Genomic DNA, 22,165 nt, shown 5'->3' with positions numbered 1-22,165 from the left:
TTACACTAAAATCAACATAATAACTACGAAATTAAAAAAATCTTGAACATTAAATGTCCAAGATTTTCATTATATTATAACATTTTAGCAGCTTCTTCATCCACAATGATTGTCACATCTGGATGATTTTGAAGTGCACTTGCTGGTACATCTTCTGTAATTTCACCATTTACAGTATCTAAAATAGCTTGAGCTTTTTTCGCACCATAAGCAAGTAATACAATTTTCTTAGCTTGCATAATTGATTTAATTCCCATTGAATAAGCACGAGTTGGAACATCTTCTTTTTTAGCAAAGTTACGGCTATTAGCTTCAATTGTTGATTCTGTTAATTGAACTTCAGCTGTTGTCCCTTCAAATGATGATCCTGGTTCATTAAAACCAATATGAGCATTTTCGCCAATTCCTAAAATTTGAATATCAATTGGGTTGTCAGCAATAACTTGATCATAACGTGCACATTCTTTAGCACCATTTTCAGCAACACCATTTGGTAAATAGTTATTTTTAAAAGGTTTTGCATCAAATAAATGTTTTCTCATGAAATAATCGTAACTTTGGTCGTTACTTGCTTCTAAACCAACATATTCGTCTAAGTTTACAGAATTTAAATCGCTAAAGTCTAAATCACTTTTAACCATTTCTTGGTATAAAGTTTCAGGAGTACTACCTGTTGCTAAACCTAAAGTTTTAACATTTCCTTTTAGCATTTCTTCTTTAATAATATCAAAAGCTACTTTTCCACCTTCAACATTATCTTTTACTTTAATAATCTTCATTATTCCGCCTCCGCCTTTTTGGTATAGTCCAATTATATACCTTTTCTTACCTAAAAACAAGAGTTATACTTGGATTTTTCCAGTCTTATTTTCTAAAACAACTCTCTTAGTGGCAAGCTTATCAACAAAATAACGGTCATGACTTACCATAAGAATAGTTCCTGAAAATGCTTCTAGTTGCTCTTCTAGCCACTCTCTCGTTTCGATATCCAAATGATTAGTTGGCTCATCTAAGATTAGACAATTGATTTCTTGATTCATCATAGATGCTAACTCCAATCTTACTTTCTCGCCACCACTTAGATTACCAATTTGTTTAAAAACATCTTCTTTGAAAAACTTAAAGTAAGATAAAATTCTTCTAGCTTCTTCATCTGGTAAAAATACTTTTTCTTTAAAATAAGAAAGAATGGTTTGTTTCTTAACTTCATAATTAATAACTTGAGATAAATAGCCTATTGAAACACTGTCGCCTACTTTTATTTCTCCAGAATCTAATTTTTCTTTTCCTAAAATCATTTTAATTAGTGTGGATTTACCAACACCATTGCCACCAATAATAGCTACATGCTCCTTGCGGTAAACTGGAAAGCTTAATTCTTCAAAAATAATAATTTCATCAAAGCTTTTAGATAATTTATCAATCATAATAACTTCTTTTCCAGATCTAGATTTTTCTTGGAAACCTTGATTCATCTTTTTAACATTTTTATTAGGAAATTCAATTTTATCTAATTTTTCTAAGTTCGCTTCTAATCGTTTAGCTTTTTTAAAATGCTTTTCATTGTCACTAATAGCACCCCAGTGCCTAAATCTTCTAATAGCATCTTCTGTTTGTTTTATTTCTTTTTGCTGTTCGTTATAATTTTTCTCAAGTTCAATTAATTCCTGATCTCTTTTTATTTTAAAAGCCGAATAATTTCCATGATAGCTACTAATCTTCTGCTGATTAATATAGACAATTTTTTGAGCAACTTGATCTAAGAAGTAACGGTCATGAGAAACAATAACTACAGTTTGTTTACTATGTTTTAAGTAATTTTCTAGCCAATTTAAGCCATTTGTATCAAGATGGTTGGTTGGCTCATCTAGTAACAATATTTCTTTATTTTCTAGTAAACAACGAGCTAATTTAGCTAGTGTTTGCTGACCACCACTAAGTGAAGCAATCGGTTGGTCTAATAAATAACTAATACTAAGTCCTGTTGAAATAGATTTAATTGACTCTTCCACAACATAACCATTTTTTTCCATAAAGACTTCCTGTAAGTTACCGTATCTAGTCATTATTTTATCAAAATCCGCTGTTTCAGGATCTGAAAGTTTTTCTTCCAACTCTTTTAATGAATTAGCTAAAGCTTTGATTTCTTTTTGCCCATTATAAATGTAGTCATAAACTGATTCAGTTGTTTCAACTAAACTATGTTGTTCTAAATAGCTGACTTCTTGATTTTTAGAAATCGAAATACGTCCTTCATCTACATCTTCTATTCCTGTCATAATTTTAAGTAACGTTGACTTTCCACTTCCGTTACTACCAACTAAAGCTATTTTTTCGCCATCATTGATTTGAAGTGTCACTTCTTTGAATAATAAATTTCCATACATTGTTTTTTTGATTTGATTAAGTTGTAACATAATTTTCTTCCTCATTTCTCCATCCAGAAAGAAAATAAAAAAGGCCGTAGTTAATCTACGACCTCGTTATTTTATTGATTAAAGAGTATCTACTGAATGGTCGTTTTCATATTATTTTCATTAAATTTAGGCAGACTCCACCAATTTTTGAAAATACGGAAATAATTGCACGACAAAAGTACAAGAACATTAATATGCTTTTGTTATTTACATTGTCTGCACTGACCATTAAGTATTCACCTCTTTCTTTTTTTAGTATTATAACATAACTATTTTAATTTATTCAACTGTGACACTTTTAGCAAGATTTCTTGGTTTATCAACATCTAATCCTCTTTGTAAGCTTGCGTAATATGCAATTAACTGTAAAGGAATGACCATAACAAGTGGTGTTAACAATTCATGAACATGTGGTAAACAAATTTGATCATCTACTTTTTCTAAACCTTCAAGAGCAATAACTAAAGTCCTAGCTCCTCTTGATTCCACTTCTTTTAAATTTCCTCTCGTATGAGCACTAGTCTCTTTGTTTGAAATTAATCCAATAACTGGTGTTCCTTCTTCGATTAAAGCGATTGTTCCATGTTTTAATTCACCAGCGGCAAAACCTTCTGCCTGAATATAAGAAATTTCTTTTAATTTTAAAGCTCCTTCTAATGAAACAGCATAATCTAAACTACGTCCAATATAAAATGCGTTTCTAGTTGTTCCTAAGTAATCTTCACTTAAAGTCGCATAATTTTCTTTATCATCTACTAAAGATTCCATCGCACCAGCCACAATACTTAATTCATGAATAATATCTAACTCTTTAGCAGTTTCTCTATTTTTTTCCTCACCTAAAGCTTTAGCAAGTAATAACATAACTGCAATTTGCGAAGTGTAAGCTTTAGTTGATGCTACTGCTATTTCTGGGCCTGCATGAAGTAATAGAGTATGAGTTGCTTCTCTTGAGAGAGTTGAGCCTTTTACATTAGTAATTGTAAGAGAAGGTAAATTTAATTCATTTACTTTCACTAGTACCTGACGGCTATCAGCAGTTTCTCCGCTTTGTGTTAAAAACAGGAAGAAAGGATTATTAGATAAAATTGGCATATCATACCCCATCTCACTAGCTAAGTGAACTTCAACTGGAATCCCTGTTAATTCTTCAATTAATTTTTTACCTACTAAACCGGCATGCCAACTCGTTCCACACCCAACAATATAAATTCGGTCTGATTCACTCATATCAGCTAAGATATCACTTGAAATAGTTGTTTTACCATCAATTGTTAAATACTCTTGTATTAAGGTTCTAATCACTGCTGGTTGCTCGTCAATTTCTTTTAACATGTAATGAGCATATAACCCTTTTTCTGTATCGCTGGCATCAATTTCAGCGATATAAGAATCTCTAGTAACTTCAACACCCTCTTCATTATAAATTGTCATTTCAGTGGCTGTTAAAATAATTCTTTCTTTATCCATAATTTCAATAAACTCATTAGTTTCACTAATCATTGCCATGGCATCACTGCCTACTAAGTTATAGTTCTCTCCTAAACCAATTAAGAGTGGGCTTTTATGTTTGGCTAAATAAAGTCTATCATCTTCTTCTACATCAATTAAAGCTAAAGCATATGAACCTTTAACTTCTTCTAAAGTTTTAGAAAAAGCAGCCATTGTATCTAATCCTTGACTAGCAAAATAGCTAATAACTTCAACAATAACTTCACTATCAGTATCTCCTGAAAGTGATACATGAGATAAATAGTTTTCCTTTAATTCCTCGTAATTTTCAATCACACCATTATGAACTAAACCAAAACGCCCACATTTTGAGACGTGAGGATGAGCATTTTCTTTTTTGGGCTCTCCATGTGTCGCCCATCTTGTGTGTCCAATACCTGTTGAAAATCCGTTAACATGAGCAACTAATTTTTCTAATTCGCTAACTCTTCCAGGTGTTTTCTTGATTAACACATTTGAGTTTTCACTTAGCATAATTCCTGCTGAATCATATCCTCTATATTCTAATTTATGTAGTCCAGAAATCACAATATCCTTTGCTGCTACATTTCCTACTACTCCTACAATTCCGCACATCTTTTTTTCCAACTTTCTTTATCTAATTCGTTTCTGTTCTGCTTGAATTCTGTTTTGGCAAAAGTATTGCTACTTAATTTTGTCAGAACTCTATAGAATGCAGATCCTAGAATTATCCGCCGAAAATCTTCGATAAATTCTTTCCTCGTCACCTTAAGTAAGGTCTGGCGCTTTTTTAAAAGGTATACTAAATCATTATTTCAGCCACCTAAAACAGAAACATCATCATATTAACCTTAATAACTATCAAGGTCAATCTTTTTCGATATTTTAAAGAATAAAAAAATAAATTGGTATATATGTTATATTAAAAATTAGCAACAAAAAAAGACTTGCTTCCAAGTCTTTTTCATCCTACTTTTCAACTTCTAGTGGACAAAATCTGCTAATACAATTTCAGTATTTTGTTCTTCAAATTCAACAGGTTCTTCTGCCTTAACTTCTTTATTACCTAATCTGTTGTCAAAATTCATGTTTATATCTGGTCGCATAGATTTCTCTACACTTCTAACAAAAAAGAGTTTTTCAATTCTTTCAATTGTTGTTTCAATATCGATATCATCCACATATAAAACAACATACTTTTGTTTACGAGATACATGATGGACATAGCCAAATCTTCTTAGATTTTTTAATTGTTTTAAGCTATATACCCAAATTATTAAACCTCTCCTTGGGGTTACATCCAGCGTATCGTACGTCTCATTATCCAACATGACAGCTACCTCCGCATCCTCTTTTAGCAAACTCAAAAAATGGGTTGCCTGCATCAATTTTTATATCATCTGAAATTGATTTCGCTATATCAAATGTAATGTAATCTAGCATATTTTGCAAGGAAGTTTCATTAAACTTAAAGTTACTTACTAATTCATTTGTATCTAATTCTCGTTTTACCTTACGAACTGCTCTTCGTTTTTCTTTGAAATCAGGTGCATATTTACCGTATGGCTCAATCTTTTCGAATGCTTCTTTAACTTCTTTAAAATCTTTTCTTAACTTCGCAACTTCATCGCTTTTATTCATTACATGATAGCTACTAATATAATCGGCAACTAACTGACTTTCATTAATACTATTTGATAACTCGGTTAAGATTGACTCAACTTCAAAAACAGTTTCATTGAATATCATTTTTCGCCACTACTTTCCTTAGTTTGCTCATTTTCATTTTTAGGACCTAAGAAGGTCATAACCATCTCTTTTTCAAAAGAGACACCAATTAATTTATCTTTTTTATGTGTTAATTCTTCGTGAAAAAAACGACTCCCGTACCAATTAGTAATCATAAAAGGGACATCTGATACTGGATAATAAAAAATTCCATGAATTTTCTTTTCATCTAATTCCATTTCATTTGCTAAAGAACTAATCTCTTTACTGTTTAGTAAAAAGGATTTAGATTCATCTTTTTCTTCACTAACTTTTTTCCACATATCCATTCGTTCTGGTTCAGTGAAAACAACTTCTGGATTCTTTTGTAAGACTTCTAAGGATTTAGTAGTTCCTAATTGTAGTTTTGTATCTACCTGGTAACTATTTTTCTCTTCTCTAAGTCTTAATAAGTTTAAAATTGATATCAATTGCTCTCTGTTATCCTGATTCACTTGTTGCCAAGCTTCATCGGATGTTTCTAAATTATCTTTAACCTTGTTTTCTTGGTTCATTTGATACGGCATAATGCTTAACAAACTATTTTTGTCTAAATATCTAATCGCCATTAATTGACCATTACCTTGATTAATATGGAGCATGGCAAATGTGCCGTTGTTAAAAGCCACTAAAGGACGATAATTCATATCATCCTCTGTCAGCTCCACCTCATATTTTTCATCACCGTATTCAAAATTAAAGTTTGAAAAAATAGTTGTAATTTCAGCTAAATCAACTAAATTCATTCCCATTGAAAAGGGAGACGATTCTAAGTGATCTCCTAAGAGGAAAATACTTGAAACTACATGATTTTTTATCTCCACTTGATAATAATCTTCCGTGTTATCTCCGTAGATTAGCCACTCTGTTCCATGGAAAGAGGTTAAGTCCTTTTTAGGCTTAGGAAATTCTTTTAGAAATTCTTGTTTTGTTTTTCCAATATGAACTGCCATTCCAGTTGTATTTAATTCATAGTAAGGAACAGATTTGTGAGAAACCTTAACTTCTTCAACAATCAAATCATTTTTAGGCTTAGGTTGATTGTAGGAAGAAACAACTGGTTTCATATAGAAAAAGCTTGTTACAATCAGTAAGCAAATACTAAATTCTAAAATTCGTTTCATTTCTTCCTACCTTTCTTTTATCATCTAAACTGTTAATTCAATCAATAAATCACCAGATTGAATTGGCTCACCGCTTGTTACTAAAACGCGTTTCACAACACCATTTCTTTTAGAATGAATGGTTGTTTCCATCTTCATTGCTTCTGTAATTAATAAGGCTTGACCTTTTTCTACAGTATCTCCTGGTTGGACTAAGCAATCTAAAACAGAACCTGACATAGTAGCAGCAACGTGCCCTTTGTTAGTTGGTTCAGCCTTTTCCTTCATCGTAACTTGTGATTTAACATTAGTATCTTTAACAACAACTTCTCTTCTTTGACCATTTAAGTTAAAGAATAAGACTCTATTTCCTTCAATATCTGGATCCCCAATTTGATCAAGAGTGATGATTAATGTTTTACCTTTTTCGATGTTTACTTCAATTGTTTCACCAATACGCATTCCTTGGAAGAAAGTTACAGTATCAAGTAATTCAACATCTCCAAAGCTATCATTCATCTTACAGTAATCCACAAAAACTTGAGGATACATAATATAACTAATAACATCTTTTTGACTTGGTTCAAAGCCTACAATCTCTTTTAATTCAGCTTTAACCTGTTCAAAATCAACTGGTTTAGCTAATGAACCTGGTCTAACATCAATGGATTCACGACCATTTAATATAATATCTTTTAATTCAGATGGGAATCCTCCAGTTGGTTGACCTAAATCGCCTTTAAAGAAACTAATTACTGATTCAGGATAACTTAAATCACGACCTCTTTGATAAATATCCTTGTTAGATAAATTATTTTGAACCATAAATAAAGCCATATCTCCAACTACTTTTGATGAAGGAGTTACTTTCACAATATCACCAAATAATAAGTTAACTTCAGCGTATTGATCTTTAATATCTTCCCATTTCTCTTCTAAACCAACTGCTTTAGCTTGTTGTTGTAAGTTAGAATATTGTCCTCCAGGCATTTCATGGGCATAAACTTCTGTTTGAGGAGCACTAATGCCATTTTCAAATGGTCCGTAAAACTTACGAACATCTTCCCAGTAGTGATTAATTTGTTGAACTTTATCAATATTTAAATTAGGTGTTCTTGGTCCATCCACTAAAGCATAATACAAACTACTCATACTTGGTTGACTTGTCGCACTACTCATGGCACTTGTTGCCACATCCACAATATCAACACCTGCTTTAGTTGCTGCAGAATACGTAATAATTCCATTACCAGCAGTATCATGAGTATGTAAATGGATCGGCACATCCACAGTTGCTTTTAATTCAGAGATTAAATGATACGCAGCTTGAGGTTTTAACAAACCAGCCATATCTTTAATTGCAATAATATGAGCACCCATTTTTTCGAGCTCTTTAGCCATTTCTACATAATAAGCAATGTCATACTTAGCACGATTTTTATCCATAACATCTCCCGTATAACAAATTGTTCCTTCAGCAATTTTTCCTGCATCACGAACATATTGAATACTTTTTTCCATTTGAGGTAACCAGTTTAAGCTATCAAAAATACGGAAAACATCTATACCTTCACTAGCTGCTACATCAATAAATTCTTTTAGTACATTATCTGGATAATTTTGATAACCAACTGCATTTGAACCTCTAAATAACATTTGGAATAATGTATTTGGCATTAATTTACGTAATTTTTTAAGGCGAATCCAAGGGTCTTCATTTAAGAAACGGTAAGCCACGTCAAAAGTTGCTCCACCCCACATTTCACTTGAGAATAATTCAGGTATAGCTTGCTCTGTTTCTCTAGCAATTTGTTTCAAATCTGTTGTTCTAACTCGTGTTGCTAAAAGGCTTTGATGAGCATCTCTAAAAGTTGTATCAGTTAGTAAAACTTCATCTGTATTTTTTATATGTTCAACAACTGCATTTGCACCTTTGGCATCTAAAATATTTTTAGCTGTTAGAATTTTAGGTTCTGTTTGAATTATCTGAGGAATTCTTGGGTTTGTGTGATAAATTTTCTTTTCTTTTTGAATTCCCGGAAAACCATTAACCGTTACTTCACTTATATATTTCATTGTTTTATTTCCACGGTCACGAACTCGAGGAAACTCAAATAATTCAGGAGACTCATCAATAAAAGTTGTTATTGCATGTCCTGATTTAAATGTTGGATGAGAAATCACATTACTTAAGAAAGGAATATTAGTTTTAACGCCACGAACTCTAAATTCTTTTAAAGCTCTTTGCATTTTTGAAATCGTTTGTTCAAAAGTTATCCCATGGGTACAAACCTTTACTAGTAACGAGTCAAAAAAGGGTGTTACAACAGCTCCTGCAAAAGCATTTCCTAAGTCAAGACGAATGCCATAACCACCTGGAGAACGATAAGTATCGATTTTTCCTGTATCTGGCATAAAGTTATTTAATGGGTCTTCTGTTGTAATACGACACTGAATCGCGTACCCGTGAATACTTAATTTATCTTGTGTTGGAATGCCAATTTCCTTATGTAAATCTCTTCCCATAGCAATTTCTAATTGAGCCATTACAATATCAACATCAGTAATCATCTCAGTAATAGTGTGTTCTACCTGAACACGAGGGTTAACTTCAATAAAGTAATAATTATCTCCCTCCACTAAAAATTCAACTGTTCCAGCATTTACATAGTTAACATGTTTCATTAATTTCACAGCTGCGTTACATATTTCTTCCCGTTGACTATCTGACATAGAAACACACGGTGCTACCTCGACTACTTTTTGATGACGGCGCTGGACAGAACAATCTCTTTCAAATAAATGAATCACATTGCCACGAGTATCTCCTAAAATTTGAACCTCAATATGTTTAGGATTTGAAATGTATTTTTCAACATATACTTCGTCATTACCAAATGAGGCTTTGGCTTCACTTTTTGCTCGAACGTAACCCTCTTTAGCTTCTTCTTCGTTGTAAGCAACACGCATACCACGTCCACCACCACCAAGAGCTGCTTTAATCATAATAGGGTAACCAAATTCATTGGCAAAGGCTAAAGCTTCTTCCACTGTATCAACTGGACCATCTGTACCTGGAATTGACTGTACCCCAGCAGAAATCGCAGCATCTTTTGCTTTAATTTTATCACCAAACATATCTAAATGTTTCACAGTTGGACCAACAAAAATGATACCTTCTTCTTCACAACGCTTAGCAAATTGTAAATTTTCAGATAAAAATCCGTATCCTGGATGAATGGCATCTACATGACTATCTTTAGCGATACGAATAATATCTTCAATATCTAGATAAGCATCAATTGGTTTTTTCCCTTTACCAACTAAATAGGCTTCATCTGCTTTAAAACGGTGAATTGATCTTTCATCCTCTGCTGCATAGATACCTACAGTTTGGATTCCCATTTCCGTACAAGCTCGAAATACTCTAATAGCTATTTCTCCTCTATTTGCTACTAAAACTTTTTTCATATCCATTCCTCCAAACCTATCTACATAGGATAATCTAATAATGTTTGATTCGTATATTCTAAGTGAATGCGTTTATTATGAGCATCATACTGTTTTTTCTTTTCATCTGCACTAATATTAAGAGCAAAACCAATCCCAACAGAAAGAGTGATTAGACTTGATCCTCCAGAACTTAAGAATGGAAATGTCACTCCTGTTAACGGAATAATTCCTGTTATGCCCCCTATATTAATAAAAGCTTGAATCAATATCATTCCTGCAATTCCGATACACATCATAGAATTAAAGGTGTTTTTTGATTTTATGCCTATCCTAAAAATTCTTAAGATTAAAAATAGTAGAATTCCTAAAATAATTATAGCCATAACCAAACCTAGTTCTTCAATTACAATTGAAAACATAAAGTCAGTTTGAGCTGCTGATAAGTAGCCTTTTTTCTGAATACTATTACCAATTCCTAAACCAAACCAACCACCATTTATCATGGCAAAATAGGAATTAATCATTTGATGACCATCACCTAACGGATCAACAAAAGGGTCTGAGAAAGTTCTAAAACGATTATAAACATATTGAAATCTTCCAGGGAAAATAGCACCACCTGTAAAAGAAATAAACTTTATTAATAAATAAGAACCGACTACTCCACCACCTATAGCTATAGCCGTATATAGATAGTTCACTCCACTAGCAAACACCATAATACCTGCTATTAAAGCTAAAATAACAGCTCCACCATTATCAGGTTGTATCAAAACTAAAAAAATTAAACCTCCTATTAACACAAGAGGCTTCAATGCTGCATCTTTAAAATTTTGATTAATTTTTTCTTGTCTTCTAGATAAAATATATGCTAAATACCAAATAATAACTATTTTTAAAAACTCTGCCGGTTGCAATGTGATACCTGCAATATTTAACCAACCGTCTGCTCCACCACCTGATTGTCCAAGATGAGAAAACTTAGTTAAGATTAACATTGCACTAATGATACCTATCGCAAACATAATAAACTTTTTATTTTGAAAAACTTTTGTCTTCATTTGATAAATGAAAGTAATTCCTATCAGAGAAACAATAAAAAAGCCTGCTTGCTTAATGGCATCCTTGCCTGCATTTTGTCCTAACATGGCTAACTTAGGAGAACTAGCACTGTATACCATAATAATTCCTAGAATAGATAAAATGAGATAAGGAATTAATATTCCATAATCCATATATAATTTTTTCTTAACTCGTTTTGGCACAGAACTCACTTCCTCTCATTGCTCAAATCTTTCTTTTTCTGTTCGTCATAAACGAGTCCGTAGACCTGATTTAATTCTTGCTCTAAACTAACGATTAGCTTAGTACCTTCTTCTCTTGTTAAGATACCTATTTTTTGTGCATATTCTACTTGTTTTGAAAAACCAAACATCTGAGTATCAACAACTTCCTCAAAGGCTTTACATTGGGTAATACATTGATAATTTCTTTGATTTGTAATTAATTGTCTTATTTTTGAGGCTTCTTGATTAAGTGCTTCTAACGCATCATCTTTTATTATATTTAAAAGCATGATAGCCCTCCTTAGTAATTTCTTTATCATATATTTTTAAATAGTTATTTTTTACAAAAAAAGCCATAGTAGATTTCATTTCTTCTATCTATAATAGTCTATTTTGAGTATGATTGTAAAGAAATCAGACAATAAAAATAGAGCAAAAGAATTTTCTTTTGCTCTCATTGTAATCTATTGATTAAATTGCTGAGAAACGTTTGTTAACTTCTTCCCAGTTAATAACATTAAAGAATGCTTTGATGTAATCAGGACGAACGTTACTATATTTTTTATAGTAAGCATGTTCCCATACATCAAGACCTAATAAAGGAGTTTTTCCTTCAGTTAATGGAGAATCTTGGTTTGGAGTTGACATAATTTCTAATTTACCATTGTTATCAACTAACCAAGCCCAACCTGAACCAAAACGTCCAACAGCAGCTGCGCTGAATTGTTCTTTAAATGCTTCATAGCTACCAAAAGTAGATTCGATACCTTCTTTGATTGCACCAGTTGGCTCACCGCCACCGTTTGGCCCCATAATTTCCCAGAAGAAAGCGTGGTTAGCATGTCCGCCACCATTATTTCTTACTGCCATACGAATATCCTCAGGAACATCGTTTAAATTTGCCACTAACTCTTCAATTGATTTTGAACCTAATTCTGGATATTTTTCAATCGCAGCGTTTAAGTTTGTCACATAAGTGTTGTGATGTTTATCATGATGAAGTGTCATAGTTAATTCATCAATATGTGGTTCTAATGCATCTTTTGCATAAGGTAATTCTGGTAAAGTATAAACCATTTTTTTATTCCTCCTAAATGTTTCGTGTGTTATAACTAACAACACAACTATAACATTATACCCACTTAAAAACAAAATATTGAACTGGATTTTGAAAAACTTGTTAATACCCCTAAAAAACGTTACAATTAGGCATATTGATTACTAGAAGGAGATTTTATGAGTACATTTAATTTGATTAAAGCAACCTTTAAACAGCCTGCTCTTTTAATAGAAGCTAGAAAGAAAAAAGGATTTCATGTCTTTATATATATGCTGGTTCTAACCTTTATCTTAAGTTTACCAGTTGTTTTTCAAAGTATGGGATTATTAAATAGTTTAAAAAATGACGGAGAAGAAATCGTTAATAAGCTACCTGAATTCTCTGTAACTGATAATGAATTAACAACAACTGAAAAAGAATCAGGTTTCATCTATCAAACTGATTCAATGATTTTCACTTTTGACCCTGAAGGAAAAAGAAGTAAAAAAGATGTTGAAGCTGATGCTACAAAAGGTGTTTTAACTATGGCACTTCTAAAAAATGAAGCAGTGATTATTTTACCAACGGCAGGTTCTACAGCTGACGTTTTAGATAGCAATGTTTTATCATTACCCTATTCAACACCTCAGTTAAATAATATTAACAAAAACTTTTTAAGCAAGCTACTAACAGATCAATCTCAAAATACTATTTTATTTACAGTTGTTCTATTTACTTCTATGTTTATTATTTTCTTAAGTCTATTATTTGATTTAATCATTATGACTTTCTTTGCTAATATTTTTACTAAATTAAGATTAGTTCAACTTAAATTCACTGAAATTTTCAAAATTTTAGTTTACTGTTCTACATTTCCAACAATTCTTTCAGCAGCCTTACAATTTATCTGGCCGCAAGTTGCTATTGGTTCATTTGGTCTTGCCTTTACTTTAATTATTTACTTTAATATTTTCCCAAGACCTAATAGAAAAATTAAAAAATAAAAAAGAAGTTATGACAGAATATTTTGTCATAACTTCTTTTTTCAAATACACTATTTTTTAACTATAAATATATACAGGCTCTTTTGTTTTTTCGTCAATTGAGATTGCTAAATCATAATCTGAAAAGAACCAATCATCTCCATGTTCCGTAAAAAAGTGAATGCCTTCTACATCTTTACTTAAACGTTCTTGATGAGGTGTTGTTACTTCTATACCTGTAGAAAAGCCAACATGTACGTTAGTTGCTCCACCGTATTTTCCAAATATTCTAACGCTATCGCCTTTATCTAAAACAAGTTCTTCTTTAAACCAAGCAATAGCTTCAGGAGTTATTGTTAATTCCATTTTGTCCCCTCCACTTCTATTTACAACGTTATTGTAACATAACAAAAAAAAAGCAAAGAGCTTTTTGCTCAATGCTATTTAATCATTTTGTCGTCTAAATAATCCACATCATCATTTTTACCAACAACTAATAAAATGTCATTTTCTAATATCAACTGATCTGCCGGTGGAGAAACAATTAATTCATTTTTCCCTCTTCTAATGGCAACGATAGTTAAATTAAAATGTTGTCTAAAGTTAATTTCTTCGATTGTACGATTATAGAATTTTTTATTAGTTACAATAACTTCCGCTAGAGAATAGTTTTCTGATAACTCAATAAAGTCTAACATGTTATTTGATGTTAACTTATGTCCTAACCTGATTCCCATATCTCTTTCAGGATGGACAACAATATCTGCCCCAATTTTCTCTAAAACACGAGCATGATATTCATTTTGTGCTTTAGCTGTAATTTTTGGCACACCCATCTCTTTAGCCATCAACGTCACTAAAATACTTGCCTGAATATCTTCTCCAATCGCTACAATTACATGATCAAAATTTCTTAATCCTAAAGAACGCAATGTTGCCTCATCTTGTGCATTAGCTACAACTGCGTGAGTTGCAATATTCATATATTCATTAACTCGATCTTCACAACTATCGATCGCTAAAACCTCTTGATCTGATTTTATTAATTCCTGACAGACACTTCCGCCGAATCTTCCTAAACCAATTATAGCGAATGATTTTCGCATGTTACCTTCTCCTCTATATTATCTTTTCTTTATTTTACTATACCGTGTTTAAAGGCATAAATAGCTGCTTGAGTTCTATCATCAACATCTAATTTTGATAAAATGTTTGATACATGAGTTTTAACTGTCTTAAGGGTAATAAATAGTTCATCTGCAATTTCTTGGTTACTTTTACCTTCTGAAATTAGTAGTAAGATTTCTTTTTCTCGATTAGTTAAATCTTCATGTAAGACATGTTCTTTTGCTTTTGATAATTTTTCCATCATTTTACTTGTCACTTCAGGCTCAAGAACTTTTTCACCTTGATGAGCTGATCTAATCGCATTGGCTATATCTTTTGCAGAAGATGTTTTTAATAAATAACCAGCTGCTCCTGCTTCAATGGCTGGATACACTTTTTCATCATCAATAAAACTTGTTACAATAATAATTCTAGCTTCTGGCCACTCTGAAAGAATTTTTGTCGTTGCTTCAATTCCATCCATTACATCCATCACTAAGTCCATTAAAATAACGTCTGGTCTAAGGTCTAAAGCTTTTTCATAACCTTGTAAACCATTTTCAGCTTCTGCAACAACTTCAATATCTGGTTGAATCATCAAATAAGATGATACACCTAACCTAACCATTTCGTGGTCATCTACTAACAAAGTTTTAATCATTCGCGTCACTCTCCTCAATTAATGGCACTTTAATTTCAATACTTGTTCCTTGTCCTTTAAAACTAATAATTTTACATGTTCCTCCCATACCAGAGGCTCTTTCTTTCATGTTGTTCAAGCCGTAGCTTCCAACTTTAGCTTCATTCATATCGAAGCCTTTTCCATCATCTACTACTCTTAGTAAAACAGTTTTATCGATTTTTTTCAAATAAACTTCTAAAGAATTCGCCTTAGCATGTCGCAATGTATTCGAAAGTAGTTCTTGAACAATTCTAAATAGGTTATCTTCAACTGAACTTGGTAGTTTCACATCTTCAACATCCCAAATTAATTCAATATTAATTTTAGTTTGTAGTTCATTTAACAACATCTCAATTCCTTGTTTTAAGGTTTTAGATTCTAAATTAATTGGACGTAGATGAAGTAATAAAGCTCTCATCTCTGATTGAGACGTATTAATAATATTAGTAATCATTTGAACTTGCTTTTCAACCACTTCTGGTACATCTAATTCTGATACGCCTTCATTTAAAGCAGATAACATCATCGTTGCAGCAAAAAGTTGCTGACTGACTGAATCGTGCAATTCTCTTGCTAGACGTTGACGTTCTTCTTTAATCAACTCTTCCTTAGACTCGCCCTCAACCATTTTAGGAGCACTGTTCAAATCTTGAATTTCTTTAGACATAGCAACCATCTTATCTCTAACAGTTGTAATATCAGCATCTAAATCAGTTAACAAGCCTTCATCGATGTTACCTTCAAGATGATTATTTAAAACATCATGTTCGTATTTACCAATCGCTAATAATTGCATTTTTTCTTCTATTTTACTAAATGTTTTTCTATTATAAACATAAAGCAAGACCATCACCAGTCCACTAACAGCAAATGAAATAACAATAATATAAACTAATAATGGCACTCTAAACATTCTTGTATTAACTAACTCTAACATCCACTTATGCTGATTTTTAGCATAAAAGTAAGTGTAGAGAGTTAAAGTTAATACCATGAATGTCATTAAAAAGGTATAAAAAAATGTTAAAGGACGCCCTATTTTAGACATCATACACGAATCACCTCAAGATCTCCTAATAAGGTATTCGTTACTACCTTTAATTTTCTAGCAGCTTCATCATAGTCATCACTATAAATTTTAATAGATTCATTTTTTAATTGATAATGCTCACCCTCAAAACTTACCTCACCAATCATTGCTGAGTGTTCTAACATAATACCGATTCCAGTCGGAACAATAATTCTTGTTTTACCAAAACCTTTTCTTACAATGACTACATTATCTTCTTTAGGTAATAACGTATTTCCTAAATCAATAATCGTATCTCCTGATAAAACAGAAATATTAATATCATTCCATTCATAAGTATCATTGCCAAAACGTTGGTTACCTATCCAAGGACGAGAAAATCTTCTGCCTGACTTAGGTTCACTAGCAACTGTTTTAACCATCTTCATTTGTTTTTTACGCCAAGGTGCGTTATCAAATAATTGAATACCTGAAACTTCGATACCTTTTAAGCCAACAAATAAAACAGCAAGTACTAACATTAACCACACAACTGGTGTACTTAATAAACATAGGACAATAACAAATAAACTGGCATATTTTTGAAAATGATTAAATGAAGTTTTGTGAACTTTTTTCATTGAGTAAACAAAATTAATAATCGCAAAAATCATAAATAGTAGAATAGGTATGTTACCTAATAATAGATACGCTGCCCAGATGAGTAATAATAACTCTGTGACAATAAAAAATCTCCATGAGCTTTCCATAAAAAAGTCGCTCCTTTTCTCTTACATTATTATCTATAGTATACCTATAATAATGCATTTAATAAAAGCACAAAAGAACCAAAATTTGCTAAGACTTTAGTCCTAGATTAAAAACAAAAAGTTATGCTTAATTCAGCATAACTTTAATTGTATTATGAAATTTTTTCAATTCTAACTTCCATGTCTCCACCTGGAGTGCTAATTATTACTGTATCTTTTAATTTTTTACCAATTAAAGCTTTAGCAATCGGTGAATCATTTGAAATTTTACCTGAAAAAGGATCAGCTTCTGCACTACCTACGATAGTGTACTCTTCCTCATCACCATCTGGTAACTCAACAAAAGTAACTGTTCTACCAATAGATACTTCATCTTTTGATACATTATTGTTATCAATAATTTGGGCAAAACGAATCATATTTTCTAATGTTGTAATACGACCTTCTACAAAGGCTTGCTCATCTTTTGCTGATTCGTACTCAGAGTTCTCTGATAAATCCCCAAAACTACGAGCGATTTTTATACGTTCAACGATTTCTTTACGTTTAACCGTTTTTAATTCTTCAAGTTCTAATTCTAATTTTTCTTTACCTTCTAAAGTCATTGGATATACTTTTTCCATAATTGACGCACGTCTCCTTAAAACAATACTAAGTTCTATAACAAATGAATAGCTTTTCCGAAGTGTATCGGAAAAGCTTTTCACTTTCAATATAACAAACAGATTACCACGTTAGGATTAAAAAGTAAACATTAAAAAGTTATTTTTAATCAACGTTTTTATTTATTTCACACTAATTTTTACTATCAATATATTCTTCCTTAAGTTGTAAATGTTCCTCATAAGTTTCAGCATAGTAAACTTTACCAGTATCTACATCAGCTAAGAAATAAATATAATTATTTGGTGTTGGATTTAATACAGTGTCTATTGCTTCTTGACTAGGGTTATTAAAAGGTCCAGGCCCTGTTCCTGTATTAACATACAAGTTATACGGTGAATCTACTTTCGTGTCTTTAATAGACAAGTGAACCTTATGTTCATCCATTGCATAAAGAATTGAAATATCTGACTGAATTGGCATATCAATAGCTAAACGATTTAAAAAGACTTGAGCTATTTTTCTTCTATCTTCTTCAGTTACACCTTCTTTTTCAACTAAAGAGGCAATACTTAATACTTCATGAACTGTCATTTTCTTCTCAGCAATAACATCATAATAAGGAGCCATTACTTGGTCCATTTTATTAATCATTTGCTCAACAACATCTTTTAAGCCTTTATCATCATAATAATTATAAGTAGCTGGATATAAATAACCTTCTAATTTATATCTAACATCTTTAGCCTCTTTAGCACTTGTTAATAATTTAGGATATTTTTCTACCATTTCATTAAAGAAATTTTCATCATTCATTAGGGCTAAAAATTCATCCTGTTTTACTTTTGTATTTTCCTCAAATAGTTTAGCGATTTGATCAACTTGATAGCCTTCTGGAATAGTTATTTTACCATCTGCTAATGCTTCAGGTTCTGCTGTTCCACCAGCTTGTAAATTCTTCGTAATCTCTTCTAATGTCATATTAGGAGCCATTTGGTAGAATCCAGCTTGGAAGTCAGAAATATTATTCATTTTGACGTAGTATGAAAATACAAGTCCACTTTTAATTACTTTATCTTTTTCAAGCACTTGCCCTATTTGTTTACTTGAGCTACCAATTGGAATTTCAACTTGGACTAGTTTGTCATTTTTAGGATCTAAAGGTTTTAAACTTGATTTAAAGAAACTATAGAATGAAAAAGCAGCAATTCCGACTGTTACGATTAAAGCAACAGATACAATAATCACGATTTTTTTCACCATATTATTTTCTTTTTTACGGCTATTATATTTTTGAGAATCATCTCTTCTATTTCTTCTTTCAACTCTTGGTTGTGGTTCTTCTTCTACTATACTTTGAGCTTCAGGATCTTTGTCTGAAGTAGGTTCTTCGTGTAATGAATTCAGTACATACTCCTTAAAATCTTTTCCCGATTTAGGACTGTCATCTTTTTGGTTAAATTCGTCATCATGATTAGTCAAAAAGTTGTCCTCCTTAACATGTTTTTTTAAATTTGCTCCTATCATTATACATGATTATGCTAAAATTCCAAACATGTTTTATATCTTTTTACTGTTATTTAGTTATTCCTATTTAAATCTTAACTTTTGTGAAACATCTATTTTCATTAATAAACTTCCTTTTTTATAACAAATAAGGTAAACTAGCTAATGAATATTGTGAAAGGAGTTTTTTTATGACTGCATTACCTAATTGTCCTGAATGTAACTCAAGATACACTTATGAAGATGGTAGTCTTTTTATTTGCCCAGAGTGTGCTCACGAGTGGTCACAAGAAGCAGGAACAGAAGAAACAGACGCTTTTATTGTAAAAGATTCTAATGGAAATATTTTACAAGACGGTGATAGTGTCACTGTTATTAAAGACTTAAAAGTTAAGGGTGCTAGTAATCCTGTTAAGCAAGGTACGAAAGTTAAAAATATTCGCCTTGTTGATAGTGATCACAACATTGATTGTAAAATTGATGGTTTTGGTGCTATGAAATTAAAATCAGAATTTGTCAAAAAAATATAATCTATTTTGCCAGCTTAACTACTGGTTTTTTTGTATCAAAAAAGCTTGATTTCATTAGAGAAACCAAGCTTTTAATGATGAGAGCCACCTACCAGGATTGAACTGGTGACCTTTTGCTTACCATGCAAACGCTCTACCTACTGAGCTAAGGCGGCATAATTATGCCTCACAACAAATTATAGAATACCCAAATTACTTAAATAAGTCAATAGATTCTACCAGGTTTTCAATTTACTCAACAGTCTTTACTTTCCTTAATTAATAAGAATAAAATCAGTTGGGTTATTGAATTTATTTCCCGTTTATTGTAATCTTAAAGAGATTGAATGACTGGAGATAGATAATAAATGAAAATTAGAATCATTGGTTATGCTGGGAGTGGAAAAACTTCTTTAACGATAAAGCTTCAAGAAAAATATATAATTCAAGGGATTTCTTTAGATGATTTCCTAAAAATTAAAGATAAAGAACAACGTATGACAGCTTTAAATAAACGTTTAGATAGGTTAGACTCCTGGATTATTGAAGGTGTTCAAGTAAGTCCTTGGACTACTAGAAGCTTCCATGATGCTGATTTAATAGTTGTCCTTGATTATCCTTTATATATTACACAATTTAGAGTCTTTAAACGAACTTGTAGCCAAGTCTTTGATTCAAAGAGAAACTGGACTCAAAAAAGAAAAACTGTTAAGCGAATGTTCAAACTTTTCAAGTGGAATAGCCGCTTTAAAAAAAGATTACCTTCTATTAAAGGTAGCTTGTATAACCAATCAGCAAAAGTAATGATTTTAGAATCACCTCAAAGTGAAAAAAGACTTCATCAATATATCAAAAAACAATTGCGACTGGAAAAACACAAAGAAGAACGACGTCGAAGTATGTATCAAAATTAACCAAAGTGAACTCTATCATGTTAGATTTCACTTTGGTTTTCTTTATCTTCTTCAACTGATTGATAATTTGTCATATATTTCTCTCTAAATTCTTTAGGCGTTAAGCCATTTAACTTACGAAACATTTTGAAAAAGTAGGTAGGATTATTGTAACCAACATCATAGCCTACCTCGTTGATTGGCTTATTTGTATTAAGTAAACCGTATTGCGCTTTTTTAATTCTTGTTTGATTTAAGTACTGAGAAAAACTACGCTCAGTTTCTTTACTAAATAATTGGCCTAAATAAACAGGATTGACATGTAGCCTTTCAGCTGCTATTTTCAGTGATAAATCCATTTTAAAATCTGTTGCAATAATATTAATCGCACCAGCAACAAGATCTGAATACCTTTTCCCCATATCCGGGTTCTCATATAAAGTATCTAAAATATCTGATAACCATTTTTTTAAATCGTGAATACTGTTACTTGTATGAATTTTAGTTAAGGTATCATCATAAATTTCTTTATCTAAAGTTGGAAATTGACGATAAATATCAGTAAATAATAAAAACGTCACATGACGAACATTTTCAGGTGAATAACGATAAGCTCTCATTTGCTCATAAATATCTTCTAGTTCATCTTTAATAGTTGTCATATCACCAATCATTAATGCTTTATTAAAAGATAAGAAATGGAGTTTCGCCTCTTCATCATCTGTATCAGTTAATTTTACAACTGTTTTCGTCTGATCGTTTGAACCATAAAATTCATCAAACAACGCTATTTTTTTAGCTTTTTCAAAACTTTCATAGACATTATCCCAATCTGAAACAGATTCACCTAAAATAATTTTAAAATGATTCTCAGCTAATTTTTCTTCTATGCCTCGAACAAATAAGTTTAAATCAGAGCGATTTCCTTCATAAATAATAATCGTTTGTTGCTGATATAAACTATCATTTTGAATAATAAAGGGTTGATTATATTTTTTAGCATAACTTTTTAGACTGATATTAGAATCATATTGATTAATAATTAATACAGAATAAGCAGAATTAACAGTATGATTCAGCTCATCTAAGAAACTAAAAAATTCATCTTCATTGATTTCATCATTCAACCATTTTTGGATCATCGTTTCATAATAAAATTCTTTTTTTAAATCTAGTAACTCCTCTTCTTCAAGCTCACCTTTAATTTGAGTTACTTTTTCAGCTAATTCTGCTTTATTAACAGGTTTCACTAAATACCCTTTAACACCTAACTCCATTCCTTGCTTCACATATTCAAATTCTTGATAGCCAGAGAGAATTAATACACGTAAATGAGGATATAGCTTTCTAACTTGACGAACTAAGTCTATCCCACTCATTTTAGGCATGGTAACATCTGTGATTAATAAATCAACTTCATTTTCATTTAAGTAATCTAGGGCTTCTTGACCCCTTTTAGCTGTTTTTACAACTTCAAATCCTAATTCACTCCACGGAATAATCTGCTTTAACCCTTCGAGTATCATATACTCATCATCAACAAGCATGACTTTGTACATACCAAC

21 protein-coding genes and 1 tRNA gene are annotated in these 22,165 nt (G+C 31.5%); 3 read left to right on the top strand and 19 right to left on the bottom strand.

Annotation, left to right across the window (positions count from 1 at the left end; all coding sequences use genetic code 11):
• Positions 1-74: 74 nt before the first annotated feature.
• From DFR54_RS11950 to DFR54_RS11905, 10 genes are all read right to left on the bottom strand, one after another.
• Positions 75-779 carry a glucosamine-6-phosphate deaminase gene (locus DFR54_RS11950; protein ID WP_114290396.1) on the bottom strand — a complete coding sequence of 235 codons (705 nt, stop codon included), beginning with the start codon at positions 777-779 and terminating at the stop codon, positions 75-77.
• 63 nt (positions 780-842) lie between these two features.
• Positions 843-2,417 (bottom strand): ribosomal protection-like ABC-F family protein, encoded by a 1,575-nt coding sequence (gene abc-f / locus DFR54_RS11945; protein WP_170126963.1) that lies wholly within the window; start codon positions 2,415-2,417, stop codon positions 843-845.
• Positions 2,418-2,696: 279 nt separating this feature from the next.
• Complete coding sequence (glmS, locus tag DFR54_RS11940; protein ID WP_114290394.1) at positions 2,697-4,505, bottom strand: glutamine--fructose-6-phosphate transaminase (isomerizing); 1,809 nt, start codon at positions 4,503-4,505, stop codon at positions 2,697-2,699.
• A gap of 368 nt (positions 4,506-4,873) precedes the next feature.
• Positions 4,874-5,221, bottom strand: coding sequence for a YlbG family protein (locus DFR54_RS11935; protein ID WP_114290393.1), 348 nt, complete (start codon positions 5,219-5,221; stop codon positions 4,874-4,876).
• Positions 5,211-5,639, bottom strand: a complete 429-nt coding sequence (locus tag DFR54_RS11930) for a YlbF/YmcA family competence regulator (protein WP_114290392.1) — start codon at positions 5,637-5,639, stop codon at positions 5,211-5,213. Before DFR54_RS11930 ends, DFR54_RS11935 begins: the two co-directional genes overlap by 11 nt.
• Positions 5,636-6,781 carry a CAP-associated domain-containing protein gene (locus DFR54_RS11925; RefSeq protein ID WP_114290391.1) on the bottom strand — a complete coding sequence of 382 codons (1,146 nt, stop codon included), beginning with the start codon at positions 6,779-6,781 and terminating at the stop codon, positions 5,636-5,638. The genes DFR54_RS11930 and DFR54_RS11925 overlap by 4 nt, the downstream gene beginning before the upstream one ends.
• A 24-nt stretch (positions 6,782-6,805) precedes the next feature.
• Complete coding sequence (locus tag DFR54_RS11920; RefSeq protein ID WP_114290390.1) at positions 6,806-10,231, bottom strand: pyruvate carboxylase; 3,426 nt, start codon at positions 10,229-10,231, stop codon at positions 6,806-6,808.
• Between the two features lie 20 nt (positions 10,232-10,251).
• On the bottom strand, positions 10,252-11,478 hold the full coding sequence (locus DFR54_RS11915; RefSeq protein WP_114290389.1) for an FtsW/RodA/SpoVE family cell cycle protein: 1,227 nt from the start codon (positions 11,476-11,478) through the stop codon (positions 10,252-10,254).
• A gap of 5 nt (positions 11,479-11,483) precedes the next feature.
• Positions 11,484-11,789: a DUF1507 family protein gene (locus DFR54_RS11910; RefSeq protein WP_114290388.1), complete on the bottom strand. Its 306-nt coding sequence runs from the start codon at positions 11,787-11,789 to the stop codon at positions 11,484-11,486.
• A 181-nt stretch (positions 11,790-11,970) separates the two neighbouring features.
• Entirely contained in the window at positions 11,971-12,576 is a 606-nt protein-coding gene (locus tag DFR54_RS11905) for a superoxide dismutase (protein WP_086342602.1), read from the bottom strand.
• Between the two features lie 159 nt (positions 12,577-12,735).
• Between DFR54_RS11905 and DFR54_RS11900 the strand changes: the two genes are divergently transcribed.
• Complete coding sequence (locus DFR54_RS11900; RefSeq protein WP_114290387.1) at positions 12,736-13,542, top strand: DUF1189 domain-containing protein; 807 nt, start codon at positions 12,736-12,738, stop codon at positions 13,540-13,542.
• A gap of 57 nt (positions 13,543-13,599) precedes the next feature.
• On the opposite strand, the gene DFR54_RS11895 is transcribed toward DFR54_RS11900, so the two are convergent.
• From DFR54_RS11895 to mltG, 7 genes are all read right to left on the bottom strand, one after another.
• On the bottom strand, positions 13,600-13,887 hold the full coding sequence (locus DFR54_RS11895; RefSeq protein ID WP_086342600.1) for a HesB/YadR/YfhF family protein: 288 nt from the start codon (positions 13,885-13,887) through the stop codon (positions 13,600-13,602).
• A gap of 74 nt (positions 13,888-13,961) precedes the next feature.
• Positions 13,962-14,627, bottom strand: coding sequence for a potassium channel family protein (locus DFR54_RS11890; RefSeq protein ID WP_114290386.1), 666 nt, complete (start codon positions 14,625-14,627; stop codon positions 13,962-13,964).
• Between the two features lie 29 nt (positions 14,628-14,656).
• Positions 14,657-15,289, bottom strand: coding sequence for a response regulator (locus DFR54_RS11885; protein ID WP_114290385.1), 633 nt, complete (start codon positions 15,287-15,289; stop codon positions 14,657-14,659).
• The gene (locus tag DFR54_RS11880) at positions 15,282-16,361 is read right to left on the bottom strand and encodes a sensor histidine kinase (RefSeq protein ID WP_086342597.1); all 1,080 of its coding nucleotides are present in this window, start codon (positions 16,359-16,361) and stop codon (positions 15,282-15,284) included. Before DFR54_RS11880 ends, DFR54_RS11885 begins: the two co-directional genes overlap by 8 nt.
• Entirely contained in the window at positions 16,358-17,089 is a 732-nt protein-coding gene (gene liaF / locus DFR54_RS11875) for a cell wall-active antibiotics response protein LiaF (RefSeq protein ID WP_114290384.1), read from the bottom strand. Before liaF ends, DFR54_RS11880 begins: the two co-directional genes overlap by 4 nt.
• A gap of 152 nt (positions 17,090-17,241) precedes the next feature.
• Complete coding sequence (greA, locus tag DFR54_RS11870; RefSeq protein ID WP_114290413.1) at positions 17,242-17,715, bottom strand: transcription elongation factor GreA; 474 nt, start codon at positions 17,713-17,715, stop codon at positions 17,242-17,244.
• Between the two features lie 169 nt (positions 17,716-17,884).
• Entirely contained in the window at positions 17,885-19,174 is a 1,290-nt protein-coding gene (gene mltG, locus DFR54_RS11865; RefSeq protein ID WP_086342595.1) for an endolytic transglycosylase MltG, read from the bottom strand.
• A 215-nt stretch (positions 19,175-19,389) separates the two neighbouring features.
• On the opposite strand from mltG, the gene DFR54_RS11860 reads away from it, so the two are divergent.
• Positions 19,390-19,728: a zinc ribbon domain-containing protein YjdM gene (locus DFR54_RS11860; protein WP_114290382.1), complete on the top strand. Its 339-nt coding sequence runs from the start codon at positions 19,390-19,392 to the stop codon at positions 19,726-19,728.
• Positions 19,729-19,810: 82 nt separating this feature from the next.
• On the opposite strand, the gene DFR54_RS11855 is transcribed toward DFR54_RS11860, so the two are convergent.
• Positions 19,811-19,883: transfer RNA gene (locus tag DFR54_RS11855), tRNA-Thr, on the bottom strand.
• Between the two features lie 192 nt (positions 19,884-20,075).
• Between DFR54_RS11855 and DFR54_RS11850 the strand changes: the two genes are divergently transcribed.
• Positions 20,076-20,621, top strand: coding sequence for a P-loop NTPase family protein (locus DFR54_RS11850; RefSeq protein WP_114290381.1), 546 nt, complete (start codon positions 20,076-20,078; stop codon positions 20,619-20,621).
• A gap of 20 nt (positions 20,622-20,641) precedes the next feature.
• On the opposite strand, the gene DFR54_RS11845 is transcribed toward DFR54_RS11850, so the two are convergent.
• Positions 20,642-22,159: a response regulator transcription factor gene (locus DFR54_RS11845; protein WP_114290380.1), complete on the bottom strand. Its 1,518-nt coding sequence runs from the start codon at positions 22,157-22,159 to the stop codon at positions 20,642-20,644.
• Positions 22,160-22,165: the final 6 nt, after the last annotated feature.

Source organism: Vagococcus fluvialis (assembly GCF_003337315.1).
GTDB classification, from domain to species: Bacteria; Bacillota; Bacilli; order Lactobacillales; family Vagococcaceae; genus Vagococcus; species Vagococcus fluvialis.
This window is presented reverse-complemented; position numbering and strand designations above follow the sequence as displayed.

Coding starts and splice junctions, on each gene's coding strand:
- DFR54_RS11950 (WP_114290396.1), bottom strand. CDS start 779: ATGAAGATTATTAAAGTAAAAGATAATGTTGAAGGTGGAAAAGTAGCT.
- abc-f (WP_170126963.1), bottom strand. CDS start 2,417: ATGTTACAACTTAATCAAATCAAAAAAACAATGTATGGAAATTTATTA.
- glmS (WP_114290394.1), bottom strand. CDS start 4,505: ATGTGCGGAATTGTAGGAGTAGTAGGAAATGTAGCAGCAAAGGATATT.
- DFR54_RS11935 (WP_114290393.1), bottom strand. CDS start 5,221: ATGTTGGATAATGAGACGTACGATACGCTGGATGTAACCCCAAGGAGA.
- DFR54_RS11930 (WP_114290392.1), bottom strand. CDS start 5,639: ATGATATTCAATGAAACTGTTTTTGAAGTTGAGTCAATCTTAACCGAG.
- DFR54_RS11925 (WP_114290391.1), bottom strand. CDS start 6,781: ATGAAACGAATTTTAGAATTTAGTATTTGCTTACTGATTGTAACAAGC.
- DFR54_RS11920 (WP_114290390.1), bottom strand. CDS start 10,231: ATGAAAAAAGTTTTAGTAGCAAATAGAGGAGAAATAGCTATTAGAGTA.
- DFR54_RS11910 (WP_114290388.1), bottom strand. CDS start 11,789: ATGCTTTTAAATATAATAAAAGATGATGCGTTAGAAGCACTTAATCAA.
- DFR54_RS11905 (WP_086342602.1), bottom strand. CDS start 12,576: ATGGTTTATACTTTACCAGAATTACCTTATGCAAAAGATGCATTAGAA.
- DFR54_RS11900 (WP_114290387.1), top strand. CDS start 12,736: ATGAGTACATTTAATTTGATTAAAGCAACCTTTAAACAGCCTGCTCTT.
- DFR54_RS11895 (WP_086342600.1), bottom strand. CDS start 13,887: ATGGAATTAACAATAACTCCTGAAGCTATTGCTTGGTTTAAAGAAGAA.
- DFR54_RS11890 (WP_114290386.1), bottom strand. CDS start 14,627: ATGCGAAAATCATTCGCTATAATTGGTTTAGGAAGATTCGGCGGAAGT.
- DFR54_RS11885 (WP_114290385.1), bottom strand. CDS start 15,289: ATGATTAAAACTTTGTTAGTAGATGACCACGAAATGGTTAGGTTAGGT.
- DFR54_RS11880 (WP_086342597.1), bottom strand. CDS start 16,361: ATGATGTCTAAAATAGGGCGTCCTTTAACATTTTTTTATACCTTTTTA.
- liaF (WP_114290384.1), bottom strand. CDS start 17,089: ATGGAAAGCTCATGGAGATTTTTTATTGTCACAGAGTTATTATTACTC.
- DFR54_RS11860 (WP_114290382.1), top strand. CDS start 19,390: ATGACTGCATTACCTAATTGTCCTGAATGTAACTCAAGATACACTTAT.
- DFR54_RS11850 (WP_114290381.1), top strand. CDS start 20,076: ATGAAAATTAGAATCATTGGTTATGCTGGGAGTGGAAAAACTTCTTTA.
- DFR54_RS11845 (WP_114290380.1), bottom strand. CDS start 22,159: ATGTACAAAGTCATGCTTGTTGATGATGAGTATATGATACTCGAAGGG.